18 protein-coding genes are annotated in these 21,466 nt (G+C 35.8%); 14 read left to right on the top strand and 4 right to left on the bottom strand.

All coding sequences use genetic code 11. The features are described from left to right. Positions 1-334: 334 nt before the first annotated feature. The 10 genes from REB14_RS05055 to pyk all read left to right on the top strand — a co-directional run bounded on the left by REB14_RS05055 (position 335) and on the right by pyk (position 9,177). A complete protein-coding gene (locus tag REB14_RS05055) occupies positions 335-2,083 on the top strand; it encodes a hypothetical protein (RefSeq protein WP_309521661.1) in 1,749 nt (582 codons plus the stop codon). Between the two features lie 24 nt (positions 2,084-2,107). After that, positions 2,108-2,686, top strand: coding sequence for a DUF6705 family protein (locus REB14_RS05050; protein ID WP_309521660.1), 579 nt, complete (start codon positions 2,108-2,110; stop codon positions 2,684-2,686). 45 nt (positions 2,687-2,731) lie between these two features. Beyond that, positions 2,732-3,301 carry a hypothetical protein gene (locus REB14_RS05045; protein ID WP_309521659.1) on the top strand — a complete coding sequence of 190 codons (570 nt, stop codon included), beginning with the start codon at positions 2,732-2,734 and terminating at the stop codon, positions 3,299-3,301. A gap of 45 nt (positions 3,302-3,346) precedes the next feature. Continuing rightward, entirely contained in the window at positions 3,347-3,931 is a 585-nt protein-coding gene (locus REB14_RS05040; protein WP_309521658.1) for a DUF6705 family protein, read from the top strand. Positions 3,932-3,976: 45 nt separating this feature from the next. Then, a complete protein-coding gene (locus REB14_RS05035) occupies positions 3,977-4,543 on the top strand; it encodes a DUF6705 family protein (protein WP_309521657.1) in 567 nt (188 codons plus the stop codon). 452 nt (positions 4,544-4,995) lie between these two features. Further along, complete coding sequence (locus tag REB14_RS05030) at positions 4,996-5,235, top strand: acyl carrier protein (RefSeq protein ID WP_002976354.1); 240 nt, start codon at positions 4,996-4,998, stop codon at positions 5,233-5,235. A 34-nt stretch (positions 5,236-5,269) separates the two neighbouring features. Beyond that, positions 5,270-6,514 carry a beta-ketoacyl-ACP synthase II gene (gene fabF / locus REB14_RS05025; protein WP_047435444.1) on the top strand — a complete coding sequence of 415 codons (1,245 nt, stop codon included), beginning with the start codon at positions 5,270-5,272 and terminating at the stop codon, positions 6,512-6,514. Positions 6,515-6,523: 9 nt separating this feature from the next. Continuing rightward, the gene (gene rnc / locus REB14_RS05020; protein WP_079243289.1) at positions 6,524-7,288 is read left to right on the top strand and encodes a ribonuclease III; all 765 of its coding nucleotides are present in this window, start codon (positions 6,524-6,526) and stop codon (positions 7,286-7,288) included. Continuing rightward, positions 7,266-7,739, top strand: coding sequence for an IPExxxVDY family protein (locus tag REB14_RS05015; RefSeq protein ID WP_034693113.1), 474 nt, complete (start codon positions 7,266-7,268; stop codon positions 7,737-7,739). Before rnc ends, REB14_RS05015 begins: the two co-directional genes overlap by 23 nt. After that, a complete protein-coding gene (gene pyk / locus REB14_RS05010; RefSeq protein WP_034693110.1) occupies positions 7,732-9,177 on the top strand; it encodes a pyruvate kinase in 1,446 nt (481 codons plus the stop codon). The genes REB14_RS05015 and pyk overlap by 8 nt, the downstream gene beginning before the upstream one ends. Positions 9,178-9,376: 199 nt before the next feature. Here pyk and REB14_RS05005 read toward each other — a convergent pair whose 3' ends face one another. From REB14_RS05005 to hutI, 3 genes are all read right to left on the bottom strand, one after another. After that, positions 9,377-10,669: an aldehyde dehydrogenase family protein gene (locus tag REB14_RS05005; protein WP_309521656.1), complete on the bottom strand. Its 1,293-nt coding sequence runs from the start codon at positions 10,667-10,669 to the stop codon at positions 9,377-9,379. Between the two features lie 138 nt (positions 10,670-10,807). Beyond that, on the bottom strand, positions 10,808-11,728 hold the full coding sequence (gene hutG / locus REB14_RS05000; RefSeq protein WP_309521655.1) for a formimidoylglutamase: 921 nt from the start codon (positions 11,726-11,728) through the stop codon (positions 10,808-10,810). A 334-nt stretch (positions 11,729-12,062) separates the two neighbouring features. After that, positions 12,063-13,286, bottom strand: a complete 1,224-nt coding sequence (gene hutI, locus REB14_RS04995; RefSeq protein ID WP_309521654.1) for an imidazolonepropionase — start codon at positions 13,284-13,286, stop codon at positions 12,063-12,065. 259 nt (positions 13,287-13,545) lie between these two features. Between hutI and ruvB the strand changes: the two genes are divergently transcribed. From ruvB to coaE, 4 genes are read left to right on the top strand one after another with little or no spacing between them, the layout of a single operon-like run. After that, positions 13,546-14,568, top strand: a complete 1,023-nt coding sequence (gene ruvB / locus REB14_RS04990) for a Holliday junction branch migration DNA helicase RuvB (protein ID WP_062675795.1) — start codon at positions 13,546-13,548, stop codon at positions 14,566-14,568. Positions 14,569-14,617: 49 nt separating this feature from the next. Beyond that, positions 14,618-15,229 (top strand): FMN-binding negative transcriptional regulator, encoded by a 612-nt coding sequence (locus REB14_RS04985; RefSeq protein WP_079243295.1) that lies wholly within the window; start codon positions 14,618-14,620, stop codon positions 15,227-15,229. A 13-nt stretch (positions 15,230-15,242) separates the two neighbouring features. After that, the gene (locus tag REB14_RS04980) at positions 15,243-16,109 is read left to right on the top strand and encodes an MBL fold metallo-hydrolase (protein WP_079243296.1); all 867 of its coding nucleotides are present in this window, start codon (positions 15,243-15,245) and stop codon (positions 16,107-16,109) included. Between the two features lie 9 nt (positions 16,110-16,118). Beyond that, positions 16,119-16,748: a dephospho-CoA kinase gene (coaE, locus tag REB14_RS04975; protein WP_309521653.1), complete on the top strand. Its 630-nt coding sequence runs from the start codon at positions 16,119-16,121 to the stop codon at positions 16,746-16,748. 137 nt (positions 16,749-16,885) lie between these two features. Here coaE and REB14_RS04970 read toward each other — a convergent pair whose 3' ends face one another. Then, positions 16,886-21,316 (bottom strand): GEVED domain-containing protein, encoded by a 4,431-nt coding sequence (locus REB14_RS04970; RefSeq protein WP_079243298.1) that lies wholly within the window; start codon positions 21,314-21,316, stop codon positions 16,886-16,888. Positions 21,317-21,466 lie beyond the last annotated feature (150 nt).

Genomic DNA, 21,466 nt, shown 5'->3' with positions numbered 1-21,466 from the left:
TTTTTATTCCTGAATTTGTTCCCAAACATTTTATATTGTCTTCTGATTGACAGAATACAATTCAATTATAAATACCAATCTATTAGTAACCATAAATGCCGATGGGCAAAGAATCATAGCACATTCAAATCCGCAGAAAACATACAGAATCCTTGATTTCAAACTCAAATTAAACACACTAATCGGGAAAATTTAAAGAGAAAAAAAGACTTCAACCACACAATAAAATATTATACGACAGGTTTTGTCTGCCTTGCAGATATAAATTTGTTTCAGAAATTATTTACAACACAAACAATCAATAAATTAGTAACTTTAAAAAAAATACTTTTTGATGAAAAAACTTAATCTTTTAATGCTTTTGGCATTAACCCTCCTCATGTTCGGCTGTAGAACTGAACTTTCAAATGATACTGAAACCAATACTTTTCAATCAGATTTCAGGAAAACTATTAAACTAAAAGAAGCTTTAGCTTTCAAAAATTATCTTACTGAGATAAAAAACAACCCTTCACACACTTACGGTAAAAGTGAAGATTTTTTATCTTCGCTATCTGATGAAGCAACTGTAACAGTAATTACACAAAATAATGTTACCTCTTACAGTACTGTAGTCAGACATTTAGACAGGTCTTCGGACGTTTTAGTATATAGTACTGATAATGAAAACAAAAGCATAGGTTTTATAGCAAAATACAAACCTGCAGACTTAACAAAAAACTATCAGATTGATAATTTCACGGGTACGGTTGAATATACAACTATGGACGATAGACCAATGGGAGTCAAAGAACTTTCTAATGGCACACCACTTCCCGACAAAGTAACAGGAACAAAAACATCTGCGAATAAGATGGATTGCTCATTAAGCATTAGGCTTATAGAGGTAAATTGTAATGGTGATAATCATTCTCCATCTCAGTACGCACAATGTGTCGCAAGTGAAAAGCCTTATTATGTTGTGGAAATTACAGAGATTTGTCCAAGCGGAGGACAGCCTCCAAAAGGTTTTCCCAACATGGGAATGTATGATGGCGGCGGTGACAGCGGTGGCAGCACTACATCTAGCGAAATGTCAATACAAGATAGTTTCAATTATATGTTGAATGAAAGTGGTTTTGCAGAGCTTTCAGCAGATGAGTACACTTATATCCAAAACAATCAATACATAGGTGGTCAATTACTTTCTTATTTCTATAATAATTTAAATCAGAATAACACACAATTGCTACATTGGAGTATTAGATATTTTAAAAGTTTGGGAAATTTAGGACCAAACACAATTACTATATGGAAAGAATTTGAATCAAAGCTAAATTTTGCTCAACAATTTTTCGCAAATAATCCAAATGCAACCTGGGAACAATTTTATAATCAGTTTTTGGATACTCCTTGTGAGAGAACAAAAACAACACTAAACAAATCTAGTATTCAACAAGGCATTTCCAATGTAAAAGCACAGGCACAGCAAACTCTCATTAATCCAAAAACAGGAGAAATAGGTTTTAAAGAGAAAAAAGATGGAACAGTCGTTCCAGCCGATGTCAATTTATCTCATCAGGTTAAATTCAATGATACAACAGATGGCTATGGAGGATACCACAATCATACAGCATCGGGAATACACATACTTTCGCCTTATGACATTGTAGATACCTTATTTGGATTTGCAGCAGCACAAAGTGTAAATGATGGTGTGGGAAATGCGTATTTTGGAATGATAGCAGCAGAATGGTGCAATACTTGCCCTGGTGGAAAAAAAGAAATACATTATGTGATACGTTATGCAGGTACAGGAACAGAATTAGGAAATTTTGTATATTCACCTGCACAAATGGCACAGTTTAAGAATGACTATCAAACTAAAGAAAGCGAATTAACCAATACCAGTTTAAACGGGAGTACTTATATTAATTCAGCAGGCGATTTGAATGAAAAAGGATTAGAAAAATTGTTTTTTGATACATTGACAAATATGGGACTTGATAACAAAATAGTCCTTCAGCGTGTAGAGTCTAACGGAACTGTATATAATGTGACAAAAGATAGTTCAGGCTCAATTACAGCAACACCATGTCCATAAAATTAATCTATAAAAAATAAAAAAATGAAAATAGTATATAAAATAGCTCTTATCTTAGTAATGCTGAATATCATATCTTGTAAAGCTCAGCAGACATTCCCATTATTAACATCAATAGATAATATTCCTAATTTATCACACTTAAAGGACACAAATAATGAACTTCAATCTTTTACGGGTACATACTCAGCTACATATAATGGTAATCAAATTACTCTTTTTATTTCTAAAGAAAATGATAAACTTTTCAACACTAGGGGAAAACAGATTTACAAAGATATTTTATCTATAAGATACATCATAAAAAATTCTTCTGGAGCTGTTCTACAAGATACACAAAATAAAGTTTTCCAACCAGATTTACTGCATACTATTTACAGTTTATGGGTAATAGAAAATGGCACTAAGGTATCATTTAACTATGCTGGTACAAATTGTAGTGTAGGATGGGGTAAAATAATATTAAAAAAAGTTAATACCACACAACTTTCTTGGGAATATCGTCCAAATGATATTACAACAACAGAAAGTAAATGTCCTTCAACTTTAGATACAACCATTTATCTTCCTGAAACAAAAGATTTGATTTTTACTAAACAATAATGATAAAGACTGTCCTTAATGACAGTCTTTTTACAATGATGAAATATGAAAACAATATATTCAAAAACCTTAATGATGTGTTTTATTATTAACATATTATTATGTTCTGCACAAACTCTCCCTCTAAACACACCATTACAAAACATTCCAAACAATGCTCATCTAAAAGACACAAATAATGAGTTGATACAAGATGTTGGAACTTACAAAGCTAATTTCAATGGAAAAGAAATTACATTATTTATAACTAAACAGGATGATAAATTAGAACAAAACTCTCAAAAAAACTATTATATGGATGCTTTAATAGTAAAATATATTGTGAAAAATTCTGCTGGAGTTATTCTACAGGATACCATGAATAATAATCTAAGTAATATTGAATTTTATAGTTACTACACTCGCCCAAATCAAAACACTATTATATTTTATTATGGTGGTACAAATTGTCATGTTGGATGGGGAGATATTTATCTGAAAAAAGTAAATTCCAGTCAAATTTCTTGGGAATATAGACCTGATGATATTACAACAACAGAAAGTAAATGTTCTTCAACTTTAGATACAACCATTTATCTTCCTGAAACAAAAGATTTGATTTTCACTAAACAATAAGGATAGAGACTGTCTTAATGGCAGTCTTTTTTACAATGATGAAATATGAAAACAATATATAACAAAATAGCAGTAATTCTAATGTTATTTTTCAGTCTTATATCTTGTAAAGCACAACAGATATTCCCATTATTAACGTCAATCGATAAAATTCCTAATTTATCACACCTAAAGGATACAAATAATGAGCTTAAAGATTTCATAGGCTCATATTTAGCTTCATATAATGGAAATCAATTCACGCTCTATATTTCTAAAGAAAATGATAAGTTATTTGATTTTGGAGATAAACAAATTTATATAGATGCTCTCACTATACGCTACACTGTTAAAAATCCCTTGGGGGTAATTCTTCAAGATACTAAAAATAAAGTATTTCAAGATGATTTATTGCACACAATCTATAGCCAATGGGTTACAGAAAATGGAACTACGGCATTATTTAACTACGCTGGTACAAACTGTCATGTTGGATGGGGTAAAATAATACTTAAAAAAGTTAACACCACACAACTTTCCTGGGAATATCGTCCAAATGATATTACAACAACAGAAAGTAAATGTCCTTCAACTTTAGATACAACCATTTATCTACCTGAGACAAAAGATTTAATATTTACAAAACAATAATGATAAAGACTGTCTTAATGGCGGTCTTTTTCACAATGATGAATCATGAAAACAATATATTTAAAAGTCTTAATGATGTGCTTAATGATTAACACCTTATCATGTTCCGTACAAAATCTTCCTCTAAACACTCCATTCGCTAAAATTCCCAATGGTGCATATATAAAAGATACAAATAATGAATTAACTCCTTATATTGGCACTTACCAAGGTCGTTTCGATGGAAAAGAAATCACATTGTTTATTACTAAACAAGAAAATAAATTAGAGAAAAGTACTCAGAAAAACTATTACATGGATGCTTTAATAGTGAAATACATTGTTAAAAATTCTTCAGGAACAATTTTACAAGATACCCAAAATACTAGCTCAGACATTGAATTTTATAGTTTTAAAATAAGACCTGCAAAAAATGCTTTGGAGTTTATTTATACTGGTACAAATTGCCATGTTGGGTGGGGAAGTATTTATTTGAAAAAATTAAATGTGACTCAGCTGTCCTGGGAATATCGTCCAAATGATATTACAACAACAGAAAGTAAATGCCCTTCAACTTTAGATACAACCATTTATCTTCCTGAAACAAAAGATTTGATTTTTACTAAACAATAATTACTAAAAAATGATTGGCCTTACTTATCTGTGGTAAAGCCAATCATTTTTATTTTAAGAAACTTTGAAAAGTTTATCATTACTCCATAGTGCTAAATGATTCAATTCATAGCAATATCTGAGGTTCAAGCATATTTTCAAAAATTTCTCTAACTTCTTCTTGCCTTTCAAGAATTGCATACTGCTCTCTTAAATCAATAACGGTAGATAACGGATAAACTTTCACTTAAATCAATACATTATTCTCTTAAAAAATTGATCAGTATAATTAAATATAAAGTTATCCTTCTTCATTTATCATTTACACCAAATATAAACCACTGAAAACGAAAAGACTAAAGCTAAACAATCTAAAATGAAAGCTTCCGGTCCACAAAAAAGACTAAAAAAATGTTTTATCGTAAAGAATTTTATATATTTGCACCATCTAACAATTAAAAAAATAATTTACTATGTCAGACATTGCATCAAGAGTAAAAGCTATCATCGCTGATAAGCTTGACGTTGAAGAAACAGAAGTAACTCCTGAAGCTAGCTTCACTAACGATTTAGGAGCTGATTCACTAGATACAGTTGAGTTAATCATGGAATTTGAAAAAGAATTTAACATTCAGATCCCTGATGATCAAGCTGAAAAAATTACTACTGTAGGACACGCTATCGCTTACATCGAAGAAGTAGTAAATAAATAATATTCTTCAACAAAAAAGAAATTAAACAAAGTTTATGGAATTAAAAAGAGTAGTTGTAACCGGATTTGGAGCAATAACACCAATAGGAAATAATGCAAAAGAATACTGGGAAAATCTTGTGAAAGGTGAGAGCGGTGCCGCTCCGATTACTCTTTTTGATGCCACAAACTTTAAAACAAAGTTCGCTTGCGAGGTAAAAAATTTCGATCCGTTACAGCATTTCGATAAGAAAGAGGCTAAAAAAATGGACAGAAATACTCAATTGGGACTTGTTGCAGCAAGAGAAGCTGTAACGCATTCCGGAATTATTGAAGACAATGTAGATAAAAACAGAGTTGGTGTAATCTGGGGTTCTGGAATCGGAGGATTAGAGACCTTTGAAACTGAAGTGTTAGGATGGGCGAATACGGAAATTCCGAGATTTAACCCTTTCTTTATCCCAAAAATGATTGCGGATATCACTCCAGGGCATATCTCAATAGAATACGGTTTCCACGGACCAAACTATACTACTGTATCTGCATGTGCATCTTCAGCAAATGCTATAATTGATTCTAAAATGCTGATCCAATTAGGAAAAGCAGACGTGATTGTGTGCGGAGGCTCTGAAGCAGCCGTTACAGCAAGTGGTGTCGGTGGATTCAACGCAATGATGGCACTTTCTACAAGAAATGACGATCCTAAAACGGCTTCAAGACCTTTTGACAAAGACAGAGATGGATTTGTATTAGGGGAAGGCGCAGGTTGTATCGTTCTTGAAGAATATGAGCACGCTGTAAAACGTGGTGCTACAATTTATGCAGAATTACTGGGAGGAGGTCTGAGTGCTGATGCACATCACATGACTGCTCCACATCCTGAAGGCCTTGGTGCTTATCTGGTAATGAAAAGCTGTTTGGAAGACGCAGGCTTAACTGCTGATGAAGTAGATCATATCAACATGCATGGTACATCTACTCCATTAGGAGACATCGCAGAATCCAATGCAATTTCGAAATTATTAGGCGAGCACGCTTATGACATTCAGATTAATTCTACAAAATCAATGACTGGTCACCTTTTAGGTGCTGCAGGAGTTATTGAAGCTATCGCTGCATTGGGAACTATTATTCATGGTACTGTTCCTCCAACCATCAACCATTTTACTGATGATGAAAATATTGACAGCAGACTCAACTTTACGTTCAATACTGCTGTTAAGAAAGATGTAAAAGTAGCCATGAGCAATACTTTTGGATTTGGCGGGCATAACGCTTGCGTTCTATTTAAGAAAATCTAAATTCAATGAATGGAGTTACAGAAATACTTTTCTAAATTCCTTCTCAAAAAAAGAAAAAGACAATTAACGGAGAGAGAATATTTTCTCAGTACCGAGCTTAGAAAAGTTTTGGGTACTGAGGTACAGAATATAGCTCTTTACCGCGAAGCTTTTTCTTTGAAAAATTCTTCTAAAAATCAAGACAGCAATTACGAAAGACTTGAATTTTTGGGAGATTCTGTTTTGGGTACAATTATTTCTTGTCATTTGTTCCAGACTTATCCTCAAGCCAATGAGGGATATCTGACACAAATGAAATCTAAGATTGTTAATAGGAAAAACCTCAATAAATTAGGAGAAGATCTCAAGCTTACCAGCCTTTTGCAAAAGCAAAACAGCTCATCAGCTTTGGGAGAAAATATCTCTGGAAATTTGTTTGAAGCCTTAATCGGTGCCGTTTACTTAGACTTCCATTATGATGCCTGCAAAAGGATTATTTTGGAAAAATTGCTGACCCCTTCCGAGATCAACAAGCTTGAAAACAAAATTGTAAGTTATAAAGGTCTCCTGCTCGAATGGAGCCAAAAGAAGAAGGTTAATATAAAGTACGAAACCTGCGAGGAAATACAGGCTAATAAATCTATCGTATTTAGGTGTCATGTATGGCTGGGAGAAGAAAAAATAGCTAATGCAACAGAGACTTCCAAGAAGAAAGCAGAGGAAAAAGCAGCACAGAGAGCATTTTATATTTTAAACAAAAAAGAAAATATACTTGGAAATTCAAAAACTTTATGATCTTGATGATATAGAATTTGAAGATATTGCCATAGGATTGGTAAGATTAGCCAAAGATGTACCTGCTCATGAGTTTTTCTACAAAATAAATCAAACCAACAACCTCAATTTTTCAAGAAAGAAAGATCTTGTCTTTCATGGAGGTTATTATGATTATTTTTTTCCAAGATTTGAAGCCTACCACAAGTATACGAAGACTTGTTTTACCTTCATTTCCAATAAATCTTCTGAAAGTAAGCAAAAAAAAATTCAGACAGAACTCTTTACAGAAGAAGAAAACATTAAATTTTTATTAAATAATCAGGTAGATGTGGAATATATTCTGCATAGTTCGGAACAGTTTCCTGATTTTTCCGTAATTTTGCTCCCTGAAAATCTTGTGTTTCCAATTCAAGATTATACACTGAGTTCTGATGAGGAACTTTATCAAATTATCCAGTATTATGAATAAGTATTTAAAGAAGACAAAAATTATCGCAACACTAGGGCCTGCTTCATCGTCGAAGGAGGTAATGTTAGATTTAATGAAAGCGGGTGTTGATATTTTCAGAATAAATTTTTCCCATGCAGATTACGACTTAGTTCGAAAAAATATTGAAATAATTAGAGAGCTAAACAATGAGTATGGTTATTCTGTAGGAATTCTTGGAGACCTTCAGGGGCCTAAACTGAGAGTGGGAGTTGTAAAAGAAGGATCTTACCTGAATCCAGGTGATATTCTTACTTTCACCAATGAAAAGATGGAGGGAGATTCCACTAAGGTATATATGACTTACCAGCAGTTTCCACAAGACGTAAAAGTAGGGGAAAGAATCCTTATTGATGATGGGAAACTCATGTTGGAGGTTATCGAAACCAATGAAAAAGATACTGTAAAAGCAAAAACTATTCAGGGAGGTCCGTTAAGTTCTAAAAAAGGGGTTAATCTACCTAATACAAACGTTTCTCTTCCTGCATTGACAGAAAAAGATATTCAGGATGCTAATTTCATGCTTGACATGGAGGTAGACTGGATTGCTCTTTCTTTTGTTCGTCATGCACAAGACATCATTGACCTGAAAGAATTAATTGCGAAACATCCGAACGGTAAATTCAAGACTCCTATTATTGCGAAAATTGAAAAACCTGAAGGCGTTAAAAATATTGAGGAAATCCTTCTTGAATGTGATGGATTAATGGTTGCACGTGGAGACCTAGGTGTAGAGGTTCCAATGGAAGAAGTTCCTGCGATCCAGAAAAACCTGGTAGAAAAAGCAAGATTTTATTCCAAGCCGGTAATTATTGCCACTCAGATGATGGAAACCATGATCAATAGCTTAACACCTACAAGAGCGGAAGTAAATGATGTTGCGAACTCTGTATTGGATGGAGCTGATGCCGTAATGCTTTCCGGAGAAACTTCTGTAGGGAGATATCCGGTACAGGTTGTAGAAAACATGGCTAAAATTGTAAAGAATATCGAAACTACTCATTTTTACCAACACAAAAATGAGCCTATTGAGAAAGATTACAACTGTATCGATGAAAGATTCATTACCAACAGGGTTTGTCTTGCAGCAGTAAGAATTGCTAAAACAACCAACGTTTCTGCTATTGTAACCCTTACTCATTCAGGATATACAGCTTTCCAGCTTGCAGCACACAGACCAAACTCTCACATCATCGTATATAGTGGTAACAGAAGAGTTATTACCATGCTGAACCTTCTTTGGGGTGTACATGCCTATTACTATGATATGAAGAAGTCTACTGACGAAACGATCATTCAGGTAAATATGTTAACGCACAACTATGGTTATATCGAAACCGGAGACTTCGTAATCAACATCAATGCTACTCCATCATATGAAGGTGGGAAAACGAATACATTGAGATTGACTACAGTATAAGATAAGCAATAAGCAATAAGCAAAATTACTTTTTGTCAAAGCATAAAAAAACTCCCGAAAATTGATTTTCGGGAGTTTTTATTTATAGTGTAACGCTTACTGTTAACTTATAAACGGTAATTTGTCATTCTGAACGAAACGGAGTGAAGTGAAGAACCTCTAAAACTCCTCGATTCCTCTGAATGACATTATACCTAATTTAGTTACCAACAATGGTTTTAGCGGTCACAAATTCTTTTAAAGCTAAAAAAGAAAGTTCGGTTCCATATCCTGAAGCTTTTGATCCTCCGAAAGGAAAACGTGGATCAGAACTTGTCATACGGTTGATATTGACTGTTCCAGATTCAAGGTTTTCAATGAAGAATAACTGACGGTCTTTATTTTTAGTCCAGACAGAATTAGAAAGTCCGAAAGGAATATCATTCGCCATCTGTAAAGCTTCTTCATCAGTTTTTGCAATCATAACCATACCAAGAGGTCCGAAAAGTTCTTCTTTTAAAATTGGATTTCCTTCCTGAACTCTGATTAAACCTGGTTTAAATTCATTTTCAGAAACTCTTTCCAGAGGAATGATAATTTCAGCACCGTTTTCCAATGCTCTGTTGAACTGCGCTTCCAATTCATCAGCAAGATCTGGTCTTGCCATTCCTGCCAGTTTGGTTTCTTTATCTAAAGGATCCCCAATTTCATATTTCTTATATTCTTCAATGAATACAGGTAAGAATTTATCTTCAATCTTTTCATCAATGATAAATCTTTTTGCCGCAGTACAGGTTTGTCCGCAGTTTTGAAGTCTTGACTTTGCTCCAGCTTTTGCTGCTTCTTCAAGATCTGCATCATCGAAAATAATGAAAGCATCACTTCCGCCTAATTCAAGTAAAGATTTTTTAATATTTAAACCAGCAATTGAAGCCACTTCTCCTCCTGCTTTTCCACTCCCTGTAAGGCTTACTCCTTTTACAGCATCATGTTCAAGGATTTCTTTTACAGCTTTATGCCCTACTTCAAGATTCTGAAAAATACCTTCAGGAAAACCTGCCTGAAGAAGAACTTCTTCAATAGCATTTCCACTTCCAAAACAAATTGAAGCATGTTTCAAGACGATCGTATTTCCAGCTAAAATGGCAGGAGTAGCAAATCTCAATACCTGCCAAAAAGGAAAGTTCCATGGCATCACCCCTAAGATTACTCCTTTCGGGGCATAATGAACTTCAGAATAAGCAAACTCAGATTCAACTTTTTCTGGTTTTAATATATTTTCAGCAGTGGCATAATAATTCATCATTAAAGCACACTTTTCCACTTCAGCAATAGATTCTGAAATGGGTTTATTCATTTCTGTAGTAATTATTTTCCCAAATTTCTCCGAATTATTCTTTAAAATTTCCGCTGCTTTTGCAATTAACTTCTGCCTTTCCTCAAACGGCACTTTTCTCCACACTGAAAACGCTTTATCTGCTTTAATAAGCTTGCTTTCAATTAATTGTTCCATAATATAAATTTCTGTTTTAAATTCAGCTAATGAATTTATGAGCGCTTTTATTTTAAAAGCACGGTGAAATTAGCAAATTCCATTCCTTAAGGGTCAATAAAATAATGATTTTCTCTATCGGAAGAATATAACTTTATCTTACATCATTAGCCATTCATTCACAAGACATGCTGCCAGCCTTGCTGTTCTGTCCTGGATATCGAAAAAAGGGTTTACTTCCGCCACATCCAGCGCCACCAATTTTTTATTTTTTAAGATATGTCTGTAAAAATGCATAAAGGCTGTATCTGCAAAGATACCATTATATGCTGCAGCTGAAACTCCGGGAGCTACTGATGCATTGAAGACATCCATGCAAATGGTAAGATAGGCATAATCTACACTCTCCAGCAGTTCATCAATGCGCTGATAGATGGAGCTAAGATTTTCAAAAAACAGTTCGTCTGCCAGGATATATTTCATCCCGTACTGATGAGCGGTATCAAAAAGTTTCAACGTATTGGAGTTTCTCTGAATTCCAATATGCAAAGAATTGATAGGGCCTTCCTGAGCAATCTGCCAGAATCCGGTCCCTGAGCTTGGTCCTACTCCATTTTCCGGTTGTCGGTTATCAAAATGAGCATCGATATTAATAATGCCTATTTTTTGTTCCGGGAAAGCTGTTTTAACGCCTAGATAATGAGCATAAGTCACTTCATGACCTCCACCCAAAACAAGAGATTTCCCTCCTTTCAAAAGTACTTTTGAGATATTTTTGGCAAGATTATTCTGAGTATTTTCAAGATTACCATCCTCACAGGTAACATTCCCAAAGTCAAGCATTGAAAAGTCAGGAAGAATTACCGGAAAATTAGACATATTTTTTCGGATCACATCAGGAGCATCTTTCGCTCCCTGACGGCCTTTATTTCTTCTTACTCCTTCATCCACAGCAAAGCCATGCAGGGCAAAATCACCTGTAGAGATGTTGTCGTAATTACGTTCTTCTTTTACTCTTTGAAATAATCTGTGATAGAGAAGTTCTTCTCCATCCAATCTGCCTTGCCAAATATTATTCATTATTAAATAATTCCAATTTGTAGGTTGCTTTTTAAGTGCAATCAAATTCAACTATTTCTTTAATTGTTCGTTTTTGCCCGCCAAGATAACGAATGCACTTTTTATTATCTGTAAAATACAAAATATGGCTCTGATAAAAAAATAAAAAGATAACAGAGCTGTTAATAGAAAAGATATAAAGATCAATCCAGAATAAAATATTCCTGAGACCTTCACTTCTTTTATTACTTCACCATTATTCCAAAGGGATTGCAAAAAAACAGTTATATTTAAAGATACTACAAGTAATACCAAATAAATTATAAAATTTTTAATTGCCTTCAAAACAATACTTTTATATTGGATTTCCATCAATATAAACAAGTTCAGCTTTCAAGCTTCCCTGATTATACAATACATTCTGGAAATTATTAGTTTTGAAAGTGACAAAATCTGCTTTTTTCCCTGCTTCTAATTGTCCTCTGTCTTGAAGATTCAATGCAAAAGCAGCACGGAAGGTCATTCCTGCCAACACTTCAGCTGTTGTAAGCTTTTGGAAGGTTGCTAAAATAGAAGCCTGGGTAATTAAATTTCCCATTGGGGCAGATCCCGGATTCCAGTCACTTGCAATAGCCACAATAGCTCCTGCATCCAATAACTTCCTTGCCGGAGTAAATTTCTCACCAAGGCCTAAACTTGCTCCCGGTAACGCCGTTGCCACGGTATCAGATTCCGCCAGAAACTGAATGTCTTCATCAATGGTTGCTTCTAAATGGTCCGCAGACTTCGCTCCAACTTCTACTGCAATTCTTGAACTCCCAGGAGTAAACTGATCGGCATGAACGGTTATTTCAAAGCCTAATTCTTTTGCTTTAAGTAAGAAATCTTTACTTTCTTCCGGCTGAAAAGCAGACTTTTCAATAAAAATATCTACTCTGTTTGCCAATTCCTCTTCTTTTACTTTTGGTAAAATTTCGGTAATGATATATTCCAGATATTCGGGATTGCTTCCTTCAAAATCTCTAGGTTTTAAATGGGCAGAAAGACAAGTCGGAACTAAAGTTGCCTTAGTTTTATGCTGTGCTTTTTTAATGATTCTAAGCATTTTCAGCTCGTTTTCTATATCCAGACCGTAACCGCTCTTCACTTCAATGGTAGTAATTCCCAAATCAACCAAAAAATTGATTCTTTCCACTAAAGTTTTTAATAATTCTTCTTCCGAAGCATTTCTCGTATGCTGTACTGAGCTCCAGATTCCACCGCCGCTTTCTGCGATCTCAAGATAAGTTTTCCCTGCATTACGCATGGCAAAATCATTAGCGCGGTTTCCTCCGAAACAAATGTGGGTATGTGAATCTACAAAAGCAGGAAGAACAACCTGTTCTCCCTCAATCTGTTCAATTTCTATGGTAGGATTTTCTGTTTTTAATGTCTCAAAATTTCCAACTTTCTGGATGGTATTCTGATCTACTACAATTCCTCCGTCTACAATAATTTCCAGCTGCTCATCGGAAAGTTTTCCTCTTAAGGGTAAGTTAGCAAGCGTTACCACCTGCTTGAATGGTCCTATTAATTTCATTAGTTTAAAGTTAATGCGATGTTTAGATTCAAGCTGATTCATTTTATATCAGTACTCTTTTTCTAAACATTCAAAATTTCATTAATTTTTATTAATAATTTCTCCTCTCAAAAATACTTAAAATATCCCAATTATTTAAATCTTAGCTATTCTCATTTTCAACCCCGGCTTAAACCTCTCTATCAATCTCAACGTTTTCTCAATCTGCCCTTCAACCTTAGTCGAAATTTGCTATCTTTGAAGTAAATGAAATGAATTAATGCCAGATTTTTTACATCCAGATAAGGAAAACTACTCACGAGAGGAGCTGATGCAGGAAGAACAGATCCGTCCCCAGAGCTTTAAAGATTTTGCGGGGCAGAGAAAGACGCTGGAGAACCTTGAGGTTTTTGTTACCGCTGCGAAAAGACGTGGCGGAGCACTAGATCATGTTTTATTACATGGTCCACCGGGGCTTGGTAAAACGACTTTAGCCAATATTATCGCTAATGAACTTGGGGTAAACTGTAAGGTTACATCGGGCCCTGTATTGGATAAACCCGGAAGTTTAGCTGGTTTATTAACCAATCTGGAAGAAAATGATGTTCTTTTCATTGATGAGATTCACCGTCTTTCTCCTGTAGTGGAGGAATATCTGTATTCTGCAATGGAGGATTACAAGATTGACATCATGCTGGAAACAGGTCCTAATGCAAGAAGTGTGCAAATCGGGCTGAATCCTTTTACTCTCGTAGGTGCTACGACAAGAAGTGGTATGCTTACAAAGCCAATGCTTGCCCGATTTGGGATTCAAAGCAGACTGGAATATTATTCTATTGAACTTCTGTCTATGATTATTCAGAGAAGTGCAAGGGTTTTAGGAGTAGTTATTTATGAAGACGCAGCAATCGAAATTGCGAGAAGAAGCCGTGGAACGCCAAGAATTGCGAATGCATTATTAAGAAGAGTACGTGATTTCGCCGAGATCAAAGGAAATGGTGAAATTGAAATCAAGATTACAAAATATGCCCTGGATTCTCTTAATGTGGATGAATTTGGTCTGGATGAAATGGACAATAAGATCATGCGTGTCATGATTGAAAACTTCAAAGGAAAACCGGTTGGTATTTCCGCTCTGGCAACATCTATTGCTGAAAATCCGGAAACACTGGAAGAAGTATATGAACCGTTTTTGATTCAGGAAGGGTTTATTATCCGTACTCCAAGAGGGCGAGAAGTTACTGATAAAGCTTACAAACATTTGAATATTACAAGACCTAAAAACCCGGGAGAGCTATTTTAATTCAAAGTTTTGAGTTCAAAGTTTAAGGTTAATGAGAATTGATTAGTTTATGTTTATACCCAAATTATATAGAAGTGAAGATTTTGATGTGATGCGAAAGATTATCAAAGAAAATTCTTTTGCTTTACTGATTTCTTCCGTAGATAAGATACGGGCCACTCATTCTATGATGATGCTCAATGAAGATGATCCTGAAAATATTTATGTTGAAACTCATATTTCAAGAGCTAACCCTCAGGCGAAAACCTTAAAAAATGGTGATGAAGTTCTTTGTGATTTCTTAGGGGCTCATACTTATATTTCCAGTAGCTGGTATGATCATATCAATGTTTCCACCTGGAATTATGAGGCAGTACAGATTCACGGAAAAGTTGAAATAATGAATCATAATGAACTGTATGCTCATTTGGATAAATTAACGTCCAAATATGAAAGCTTTCAGCAATGTCCAATGATGGTGAAAGACATGGGAAAAGAATTTGTGGAAAAGGAAATGAAGGGTGCTTTTGGGATTAAAGTTATTCCAACCGAAATATTTATCAAACAAAAACTTTCTCAGAACAGAAAAGAGAATGATTTTAACAACATCATTACTCAACTTGAACAATCTGATGATAACGCGAGAAAAATTGCGGAGAAAATGAAATTAATAAAGAAATAATCAAAATATACATATGAAGTTATATCCAATACAATGTGGAAAATTTAAACTGGACGGCGGTGCTATGTTCGGAGTCGTCCCGAAGAGTCTGTGGGAAAAAACGAACCCTGCAGACGAAAAAAACCTGATCGAGCTGGGAACACGTTCTCTGCTTATTGAAGATGGAAAAAAACTGATCCTCGTAGACTGCGGTCTTGGTAACAAACAGGATGATAAATTCTTCGGTCACTACTCTCTTTGGGGAGATGATACTCTTGATAAAAATCTTAAAAAATATGGCTTTATAAAGGAGGATATTACGGACGTATTCCTTACCCACCTTCACTTCGATCACTGTGGTGGTGCTATCGAATGGAATGACGACAGAACCGGATACAGACCAGCCTTCAAAAATGCCAACTTCTGGACGAATGAAAATCACTGGCAATGGGCAACAGAACCCAATGCAAGAGAAAAAGCAAGCTTCCTGAAGGAAAATATTATGCCAATGCAGGAAAGCGGCCAGCTTAACTATTTACCTCTTCCTACTACCGGAAACTATGGTTTTGCTCCAGATCTTAAAATGGATGTTATTTTCGTAGACGGGCATACAGAAAAACAAATGCTTCCGGTAATCCAATACCAGGAAAAAACTGTTGTTTTTGCTGCAGACCTTATCCCTACGGCAGGACATATCAACCCTGTGTATGTGATGGGATATGATACCAGACCACTTTTAACAATGGAAGAGAAAGCAAAGTTCCTGAAGCAGTGTGTAGACAACGAGTATTTATTGTTCTTTGAGCATGATGCGCATAACGAGCTTGCAAGCCTTAAAATGACCGAAAAAGGGGTGAGACTTGATGAAACGTTTAGCTTTAATGATGTTTTTGGATATTAATTTTTAATCATGGAAGAATTACATTCAGAAACACAGCAGATAGAGCCGGAACCAGCACCCAAGATCATTGGTTTAACAGGAGGAATAGGTTCTGGAAAAACTACAGTAGCGCGCTTTATAGAGGAATTCGGTTTCCCGGTTTATTATTCCGATGACAGAGCTAAAGCCATTGTCAATGAGAGTGAAGAACTGAAAATAAAAATCAAGGAACTTCTTGGCGAAGAATCTTATGATGAAAATGGGTTATATGACAGAAAATTTGTGGCTGATCAAGTTTTTAATAACAGAGATCTGCTTCAGCAATTGAATGAGATCATCCACCCCGCTGTAAGAATTGATTTTGAAAACTGGGTTAAGAAACAAACCAAATATTTAGTTTTTAAAGAAACAGCTTTATTGTTTGAATTGAAACTTAACAGACAATGTTATAAATCTCTTTTAGTAACTGCTGAGGATAATATCAGAATTAAAAGAGTAATGGACAGGGATAACAAAACCTATCGCGAGGTAGAAGCTGTCATGGAAAAACAGATGCCTGAAAGGGATAAAATAAAAATGGCAGATTGTATCATTTACAATAATACCAATCTGGAAGAACTAAAAGAACAGACTGAAAAAGTAGTTTTCAATATTGAATAAATAAGAACTCGTTAGAAGCTTTTCTAACGAGTTTTTTTCTGCAAAAAATAATTTCTGAGGGATTATTCCAATAAGATATTTTAATAAAAAATAAGCCTCCATTTCTGGAGGCTTATTCTATTTGAAATTTAAATGACTTATTCTTTGATAAATTTCTTTTGGGTAGTATTACCGTTATCGTCGATATCAATAACATAAACACCGTTAATCAATCTGCTTACATTGATCTGGTTATTTAGTAAGATACCGTCAGCAATTACCTGCCCAGCAGCATTGTAGATCTTATATTTAGCTCTCTTGCTAACATTTTTCACAAACAATACTGAGCTTACCGGGTTAGGATAAATCATAACACTTGTCTGATCAATTGGATTAGCAACAGTCGGTTTAGAGATTCTCACTGTATAATCCTCTACTTCTCCGTTTTTGAAGTCAGCACAGTTTACAGGGATACCGTCTCTAGACATTGCTACTCTCATCACTACATACTTATAGTCTGTCATACTTACAAAAGCATCTGCAGGTACATTGAATTTTCCTGAAACAGGGCTGTTTGAATTTGGTGAAGAAGTAAATACTCTTTCATTGATATCAAACTCTCCGTTTCTGTTGAAGTCAATCCAAACTGCGATTCCTTCGTTGTAAGTATTCCCTGTCCATTTCTTCTCGATGATGATCTCATTGTCAGTTGACCCCTGGATCATCTCAATGAATGTTTTAGGAACTCCTGTATAATCTGTATAAGTAGATGCTCCGGATTCATTCTCCATTGTTTTCTTACCGGTAGGCTTCACAGTAACTTTAGAGATATGCTCTCCTGTAGAGTTTTCTGCTTTCATCTTACAGTAGATTACTGTAGGAGTTGTAAAGTAGTAAGGAGGAGTATAGTTTCCTGGCGTACCATTACAGATATTCACTACCTGCATTTCATATTTCGTTAATTCTGTAAGACCTGTCAATACAAGGTTATTAACTAATGAGGGTACTTCTGTCCAGCTTGGAATACCTACTTTTCTATATCTAAGAACATACGTTGCTCCCGGGAACGAATCCCACTGGATTGCCGCTGATGTAGGAAGCAATTGAGTAATTGTTAATCCTGGAGGCGGAATCTGGCATATTCTTTCTGTAGTAAATACTTTAGGGTTTGAATATGGGTTCAGCGTTGTTTCACCATTACACTGGTTAGCAATCTGTACTTCATAAGTTGTATATGGCTCTAGAGGAGTTACACTTCCTAATACATAAGTATTGGCTGGAGCTGCTGGTAAACTTATAGTAGCCCATGTAGTAGTACCTACTTTTCTCCATCTCATTGTATACGTAGAGCTTGCTGCAAGCGGAGACCACGTAATTAATGCTGTTGTTGGAGTTATGTTACTTACTGTTACATTTGGAGGAGTAGGATCACATCTTGTAGTGAATGTCTTGATTGGAGTTGCTGTTCCAACGATATCTCCACAAATTGCTGCTACCTCCACTTCATAAGTAGTAGCTGGTGTCAATCCGCTAATTACTAACGGAAGGTTCCCCAATTGTGCTGAAGCATATACTTGCGTCCAAGCTGTTGTTCCCTGAACTCTGTATCTCACCACATAGCTCACTCCTGCTCCAGTGATGGTAACAGTAGCTGTTGTATGCGTTGTTGTAAATGTTGGTGCATTAGGAGTTGCATTGCTACAAGGTCTGATTCTTACTCTATAGTCTTCCACTTCTCCATCTACTGCATTCTGACACATGGTAGGAGCACTTGTACGTTTCAGTACAACTCTCATAGTAGTTGTCAATGGTCCAGTGTAAGCAGTTGAAGGAACAGCAAAAGTAGCTGTAACCGGAGTCGTTGTATTAGCTGGAGAAATTAAAATTCTCTCGGCATCTGTAAACTGTCCGTTTCTATCAAAGTCAATCCAAGCTGTTACAGCATCGTTACCTGTTGCGCCTGTCCAACCTTTTGCAACAGAGATTTTGTTATTTTGAGAATTTACATCTAAAGTAACAAGAGTTTCAGCTGTAGTATAGCTTGTATAGTTTGTCTGTACTGAAGTATTATTCATTGGTGGAACTCCAAGATTCGAAGAGGTAACTGTTACATTCGAGATATGGTCATTCGTTCCGGTACCTGTCATTGGACAGTAAGACAATGGAGGTGTTGTAAATGCTACTGATGATGAGTAAGAACCTGTGGAACCGTTACAAGTTGTAGAAACCTGAACTTCATAATTGGTTTGCTCTGTAAGACCAGTAATTCCATAGAAGTTCTGACCAGCAGGAACTGTAGCTGTTTGCCAAGCTCCACTTGGAGCAACTCTCCATCTTATATTATATGTAGCACCCGCAGTAGCAACCCATGATACCGTTGCTGTAGTAGCGCCAATATTATTCACTGTAATATTTGTTGGAGCAGCTGTTGAACAAGGCTGAGCATCTACAAATTTCACTGCATAATCTTCTACTTCTCCCTGGCTGAATGTACCACAAGGATTAGCATTATCAAAATATCTCATTACTACACGCATACGGGTAGGAAGAGTTCCTGTATATACGTTACCACTTGCCACCGTAGGTACTGCGAAAGTAGCCGTTACAGGGGTAGTTGTGTTATAGGTAGTATTAAGAATTCTTTCACTGGTTTCAAATGTTCCGTTTCTGTTAAAATCTACCCATGCTGAAACTCCATAAGATGTAGGAGAACCTGGCCAGTATTTGTTTACAGAAATTTTATTATTTGCTGAACCTCTTTCAAAGATCACTACTCTTGTAGCATCTGTTGTATAATCTTTATAATTGTCAGATCCGGAATTACTCAACATAATAGGAGTATTCGTAGGAGTAACAGTTACATTATTAATATATCCGCTTGTAGCAGTATTACTTGTAGGACCTGCTGTACAATAAGTAAGAGCTGGTGTTGTAAAGGTAACACTTGGTGAGAATGCACCTGTTGTTCCTCCACAAACAGTAGCAACCTGTACTTCATAGGTAGTCTGCTCCAGTAATCCGGTAAGCATTTGATTACTGATTAATGGGGTATTTACAGCAATCTGCTGCCAAGCACCAGAAGGAGAAACTCTGTATCTTACTATATAAGTAGCTCCTGTAGCTGATGTCCAAGTAACATTAGCTGAAGAAGGAGTTATGCTATTTACTGTGATATTAGATGGTGGTGCTGTAGTACAAGGTGATAAATCTATAAATTTTACTGCATAGTCTTCAGTTTCACCATAAGAGTATGTTCCACAAGCGTTAATAGGGCTGTATTCGTTTAATACAACACGCATTTTTGTAGTCAGGTTTCCAGTGTAAACACCACCTGCAGCATTTGGTACTGTAAATGTAGCTGTAACTGGAGTTGTTGTATTACTTGGTGAAGTAAGTACTCTTTCATTTGCTTCAAAAACACCATTACGGTTAAAGTCAATCCAAACTCCCGTTAAGAAGCTATATTGATACCCCGGCCAAGTTTTTGAAACAGAAACTGTAGCAGTACCACCTCTTACTAAAGTAACTACTCTCGTAGGATCTGTACTGTAATCTGTATAACCACTTTGATCAGAGTTACTGTTCATTGATGGAGCTCCTTGTGCATTAACAGAAACCTGATTGATATATCCGTCAATAAATGTACTAGTAGCACCAGAAGCACAATATGTAAGAGCCGGTGTTGTAAAGTTTACGCTGGAAGAGAATGCTCCCTGAGAGCCTCCACAGACAGTTGCTACCTGAACTTCATATTGAGTTTGCTCAGTTAATCCGGTAATCAGCTGATTCCCAATCAAAGGAGTTGTAACGTTAATCGTTGTCCAGGCTCCACCTGATACAGGTCTGTATCTTACAACATAAGTAGCTCCTGCAGAAAGATACCAAGCTACGTTAGCTGAAGTTGTTGTAAGGTTTGAAACTGTAATATTAGTAGGCGGTGCTGCTGAACACGCTGGCAACTGGTGACTTTCCAGCTGGATTCTTGGAATATCTGCAAGTCTGTCTTTTGCAGAAGGAGGTGCAGCAGGATCCGGGTTCGTTCCATCTTCATAATAGATGATACCTCGGTTTGCCCCTGCATTATAAGATCCCCAAGCGGTACCTGGTGAAGATGCGTAACCTGGAGTTTTTTCATTTACAGCAACCACAAGATTGTCTGTTCCATTCCATAAAAATGGTGTAGCTAATTGAAGCGTTACCCAGTTTCCATTCGTTAAGTTAGGTAAATCTCCGGCATACACCTGAGTCAGAGAACTTAGCGGCACCCAGTTTGTATTGGATGTAAAGGCAGCCTGGGTAGTATTTCCCATGTATACCACCCAATCCTTATATACAGCCTGAGAGGTTGCAACAGTAGTGGAATAAAACTTTATAGCTGTGATATAGTTCGACGTACCAATGGCAGTCGTAAGTTCCGCAGCCGTATAGATCTGCTGGGAATAACTATACCCATAGTAGGAACGTATGGGGAGATACACAGAGGTACCCGTTCCTGTCCCGATCTGTCCTGCCTGAGCCGAGACTTTGGATACAAAGCCTGTACAAATCAAACAGAGAAACAGAATTAAAGAGGTAAAGAATTTCTTCATAATGTTTTCATTATAATATTAATCACACAAATCTAATCATTTTTTATTATTAATTTATAAGTGCATTTATGTTTTTTTTATAAAAAAATAACAAATTCATCACTTATGCTCTAAATAAAGAAATCCCCGGGAGTTCCCGGGGATTTACTA

This window comes from Chryseobacterium metallicongregator, assembly GCF_031324065.1.
In the GTDB taxonomy this organism is placed as follows: domain Bacteria; phylum Bacteroidota; class Bacteroidia; order Flavobacteriales; family Weeksellaceae; genus Chryseobacterium; species Chryseobacterium metallicongregator.
The sequence above is the reverse complement of the archived record's forward strand: the minus strand, read 5'-3'. Positions and strand labels throughout refer to the sequence as shown.

Bases quoted from the DNA above. Each gene is read 5' to 3' on its own strand.
- REB14_RS05055 (WP_309521661.1), top strand. From the start codon at position 335: ATGAAAAAACTTAATCTTTTAATGCTTTTGGCATTAACCCTCCTCATG.
- REB14_RS05050 (WP_309521660.1), top strand. From the start codon at position 2,108: ATGAAAATAGTATATAAAATAGCTCTTATCTTAGTAATGCTGAATATC.
- REB14_RS05045 (WP_309521659.1), top strand. From the start codon at position 2,732: ATGAAAACAATATATTCAAAAACCTTAATGATGTGTTTTATTATTAAC.
- REB14_RS05040 (WP_309521658.1), top strand. From the start codon at position 3,347: ATGAAAACAATATATAACAAAATAGCAGTAATTCTAATGTTATTTTTC.
- REB14_RS05035 (WP_309521657.1), top strand. From the start codon at position 3,977: ATGAAAACAATATATTTAAAAGTCTTAATGATGTGCTTAATGATTAAC.
- REB14_RS05030 (WP_002976354.1), top strand. From the start codon at position 4,996: ATGTCAGACATTGCATCAAGAGTAAAAGCTATCATCGCTGATAAGCTT.
- fabF (WP_047435444.1), top strand. From the start codon at position 5,270: ATGGAATTAAAAAGAGTAGTTGTAACCGGATTTGGAGCAATAACACCA.
- rnc (WP_079243289.1), top strand. From the start codon at position 6,524: ATGGAGTTACAGAAATACTTTTCTAAATTCCTTCTCAAAAAAAGAAAA.
- pyk (WP_034693110.1), top strand. From the start codon at position 7,732: ATGAATAAGTATTTAAAGAAGACAAAAATTATCGCAACACTAGGGCCT.
- REB14_RS05005 (WP_309521656.1), bottom strand. From the start codon at position 10,669: ATGGAACAATTAATTGAAAGCAAGCTTATTAAAGCAGATAAAGCGTTT.
- hutG (WP_309521655.1), bottom strand. From the start codon at position 11,728: ATGAATAATATTTGGCAAGGCAGATTGGATGGAGAAGAACTTCTCTAT.
- hutI (WP_309521654.1), bottom strand. From the start codon at position 13,286: ATGAAATTAATAGGACCATTCAAGCAGGTGGTAACGCTTGCTAACTTA.
- ruvB (WP_062675795.1), top strand. From the start codon at position 13,546: ATGCCAGATTTTTTACATCCAGATAAGGAAAACTACTCACGAGAGGAG.
- REB14_RS04985 (WP_079243295.1), top strand. From the start codon at position 14,618: ATGTTTATACCCAAATTATATAGAAGTGAAGATTTTGATGTGATGCGA.
- REB14_RS04980 (WP_079243296.1), top strand. From the start codon at position 15,243: ATGAAGTTATATCCAATACAATGTGGAAAATTTAAACTGGACGGCGGT.
- coaE (WP_309521653.1), top strand. From the start codon at position 16,119: ATGGAAGAATTACATTCAGAAACACAGCAGATAGAGCCGGAACCAGCA.
- REB14_RS04970 (WP_079243298.1), bottom strand. From the start codon at position 21,316: ATGAAGAAATTCTTTACCTCTTTAATTCTGTTTCTCTGTTTGATTTGT.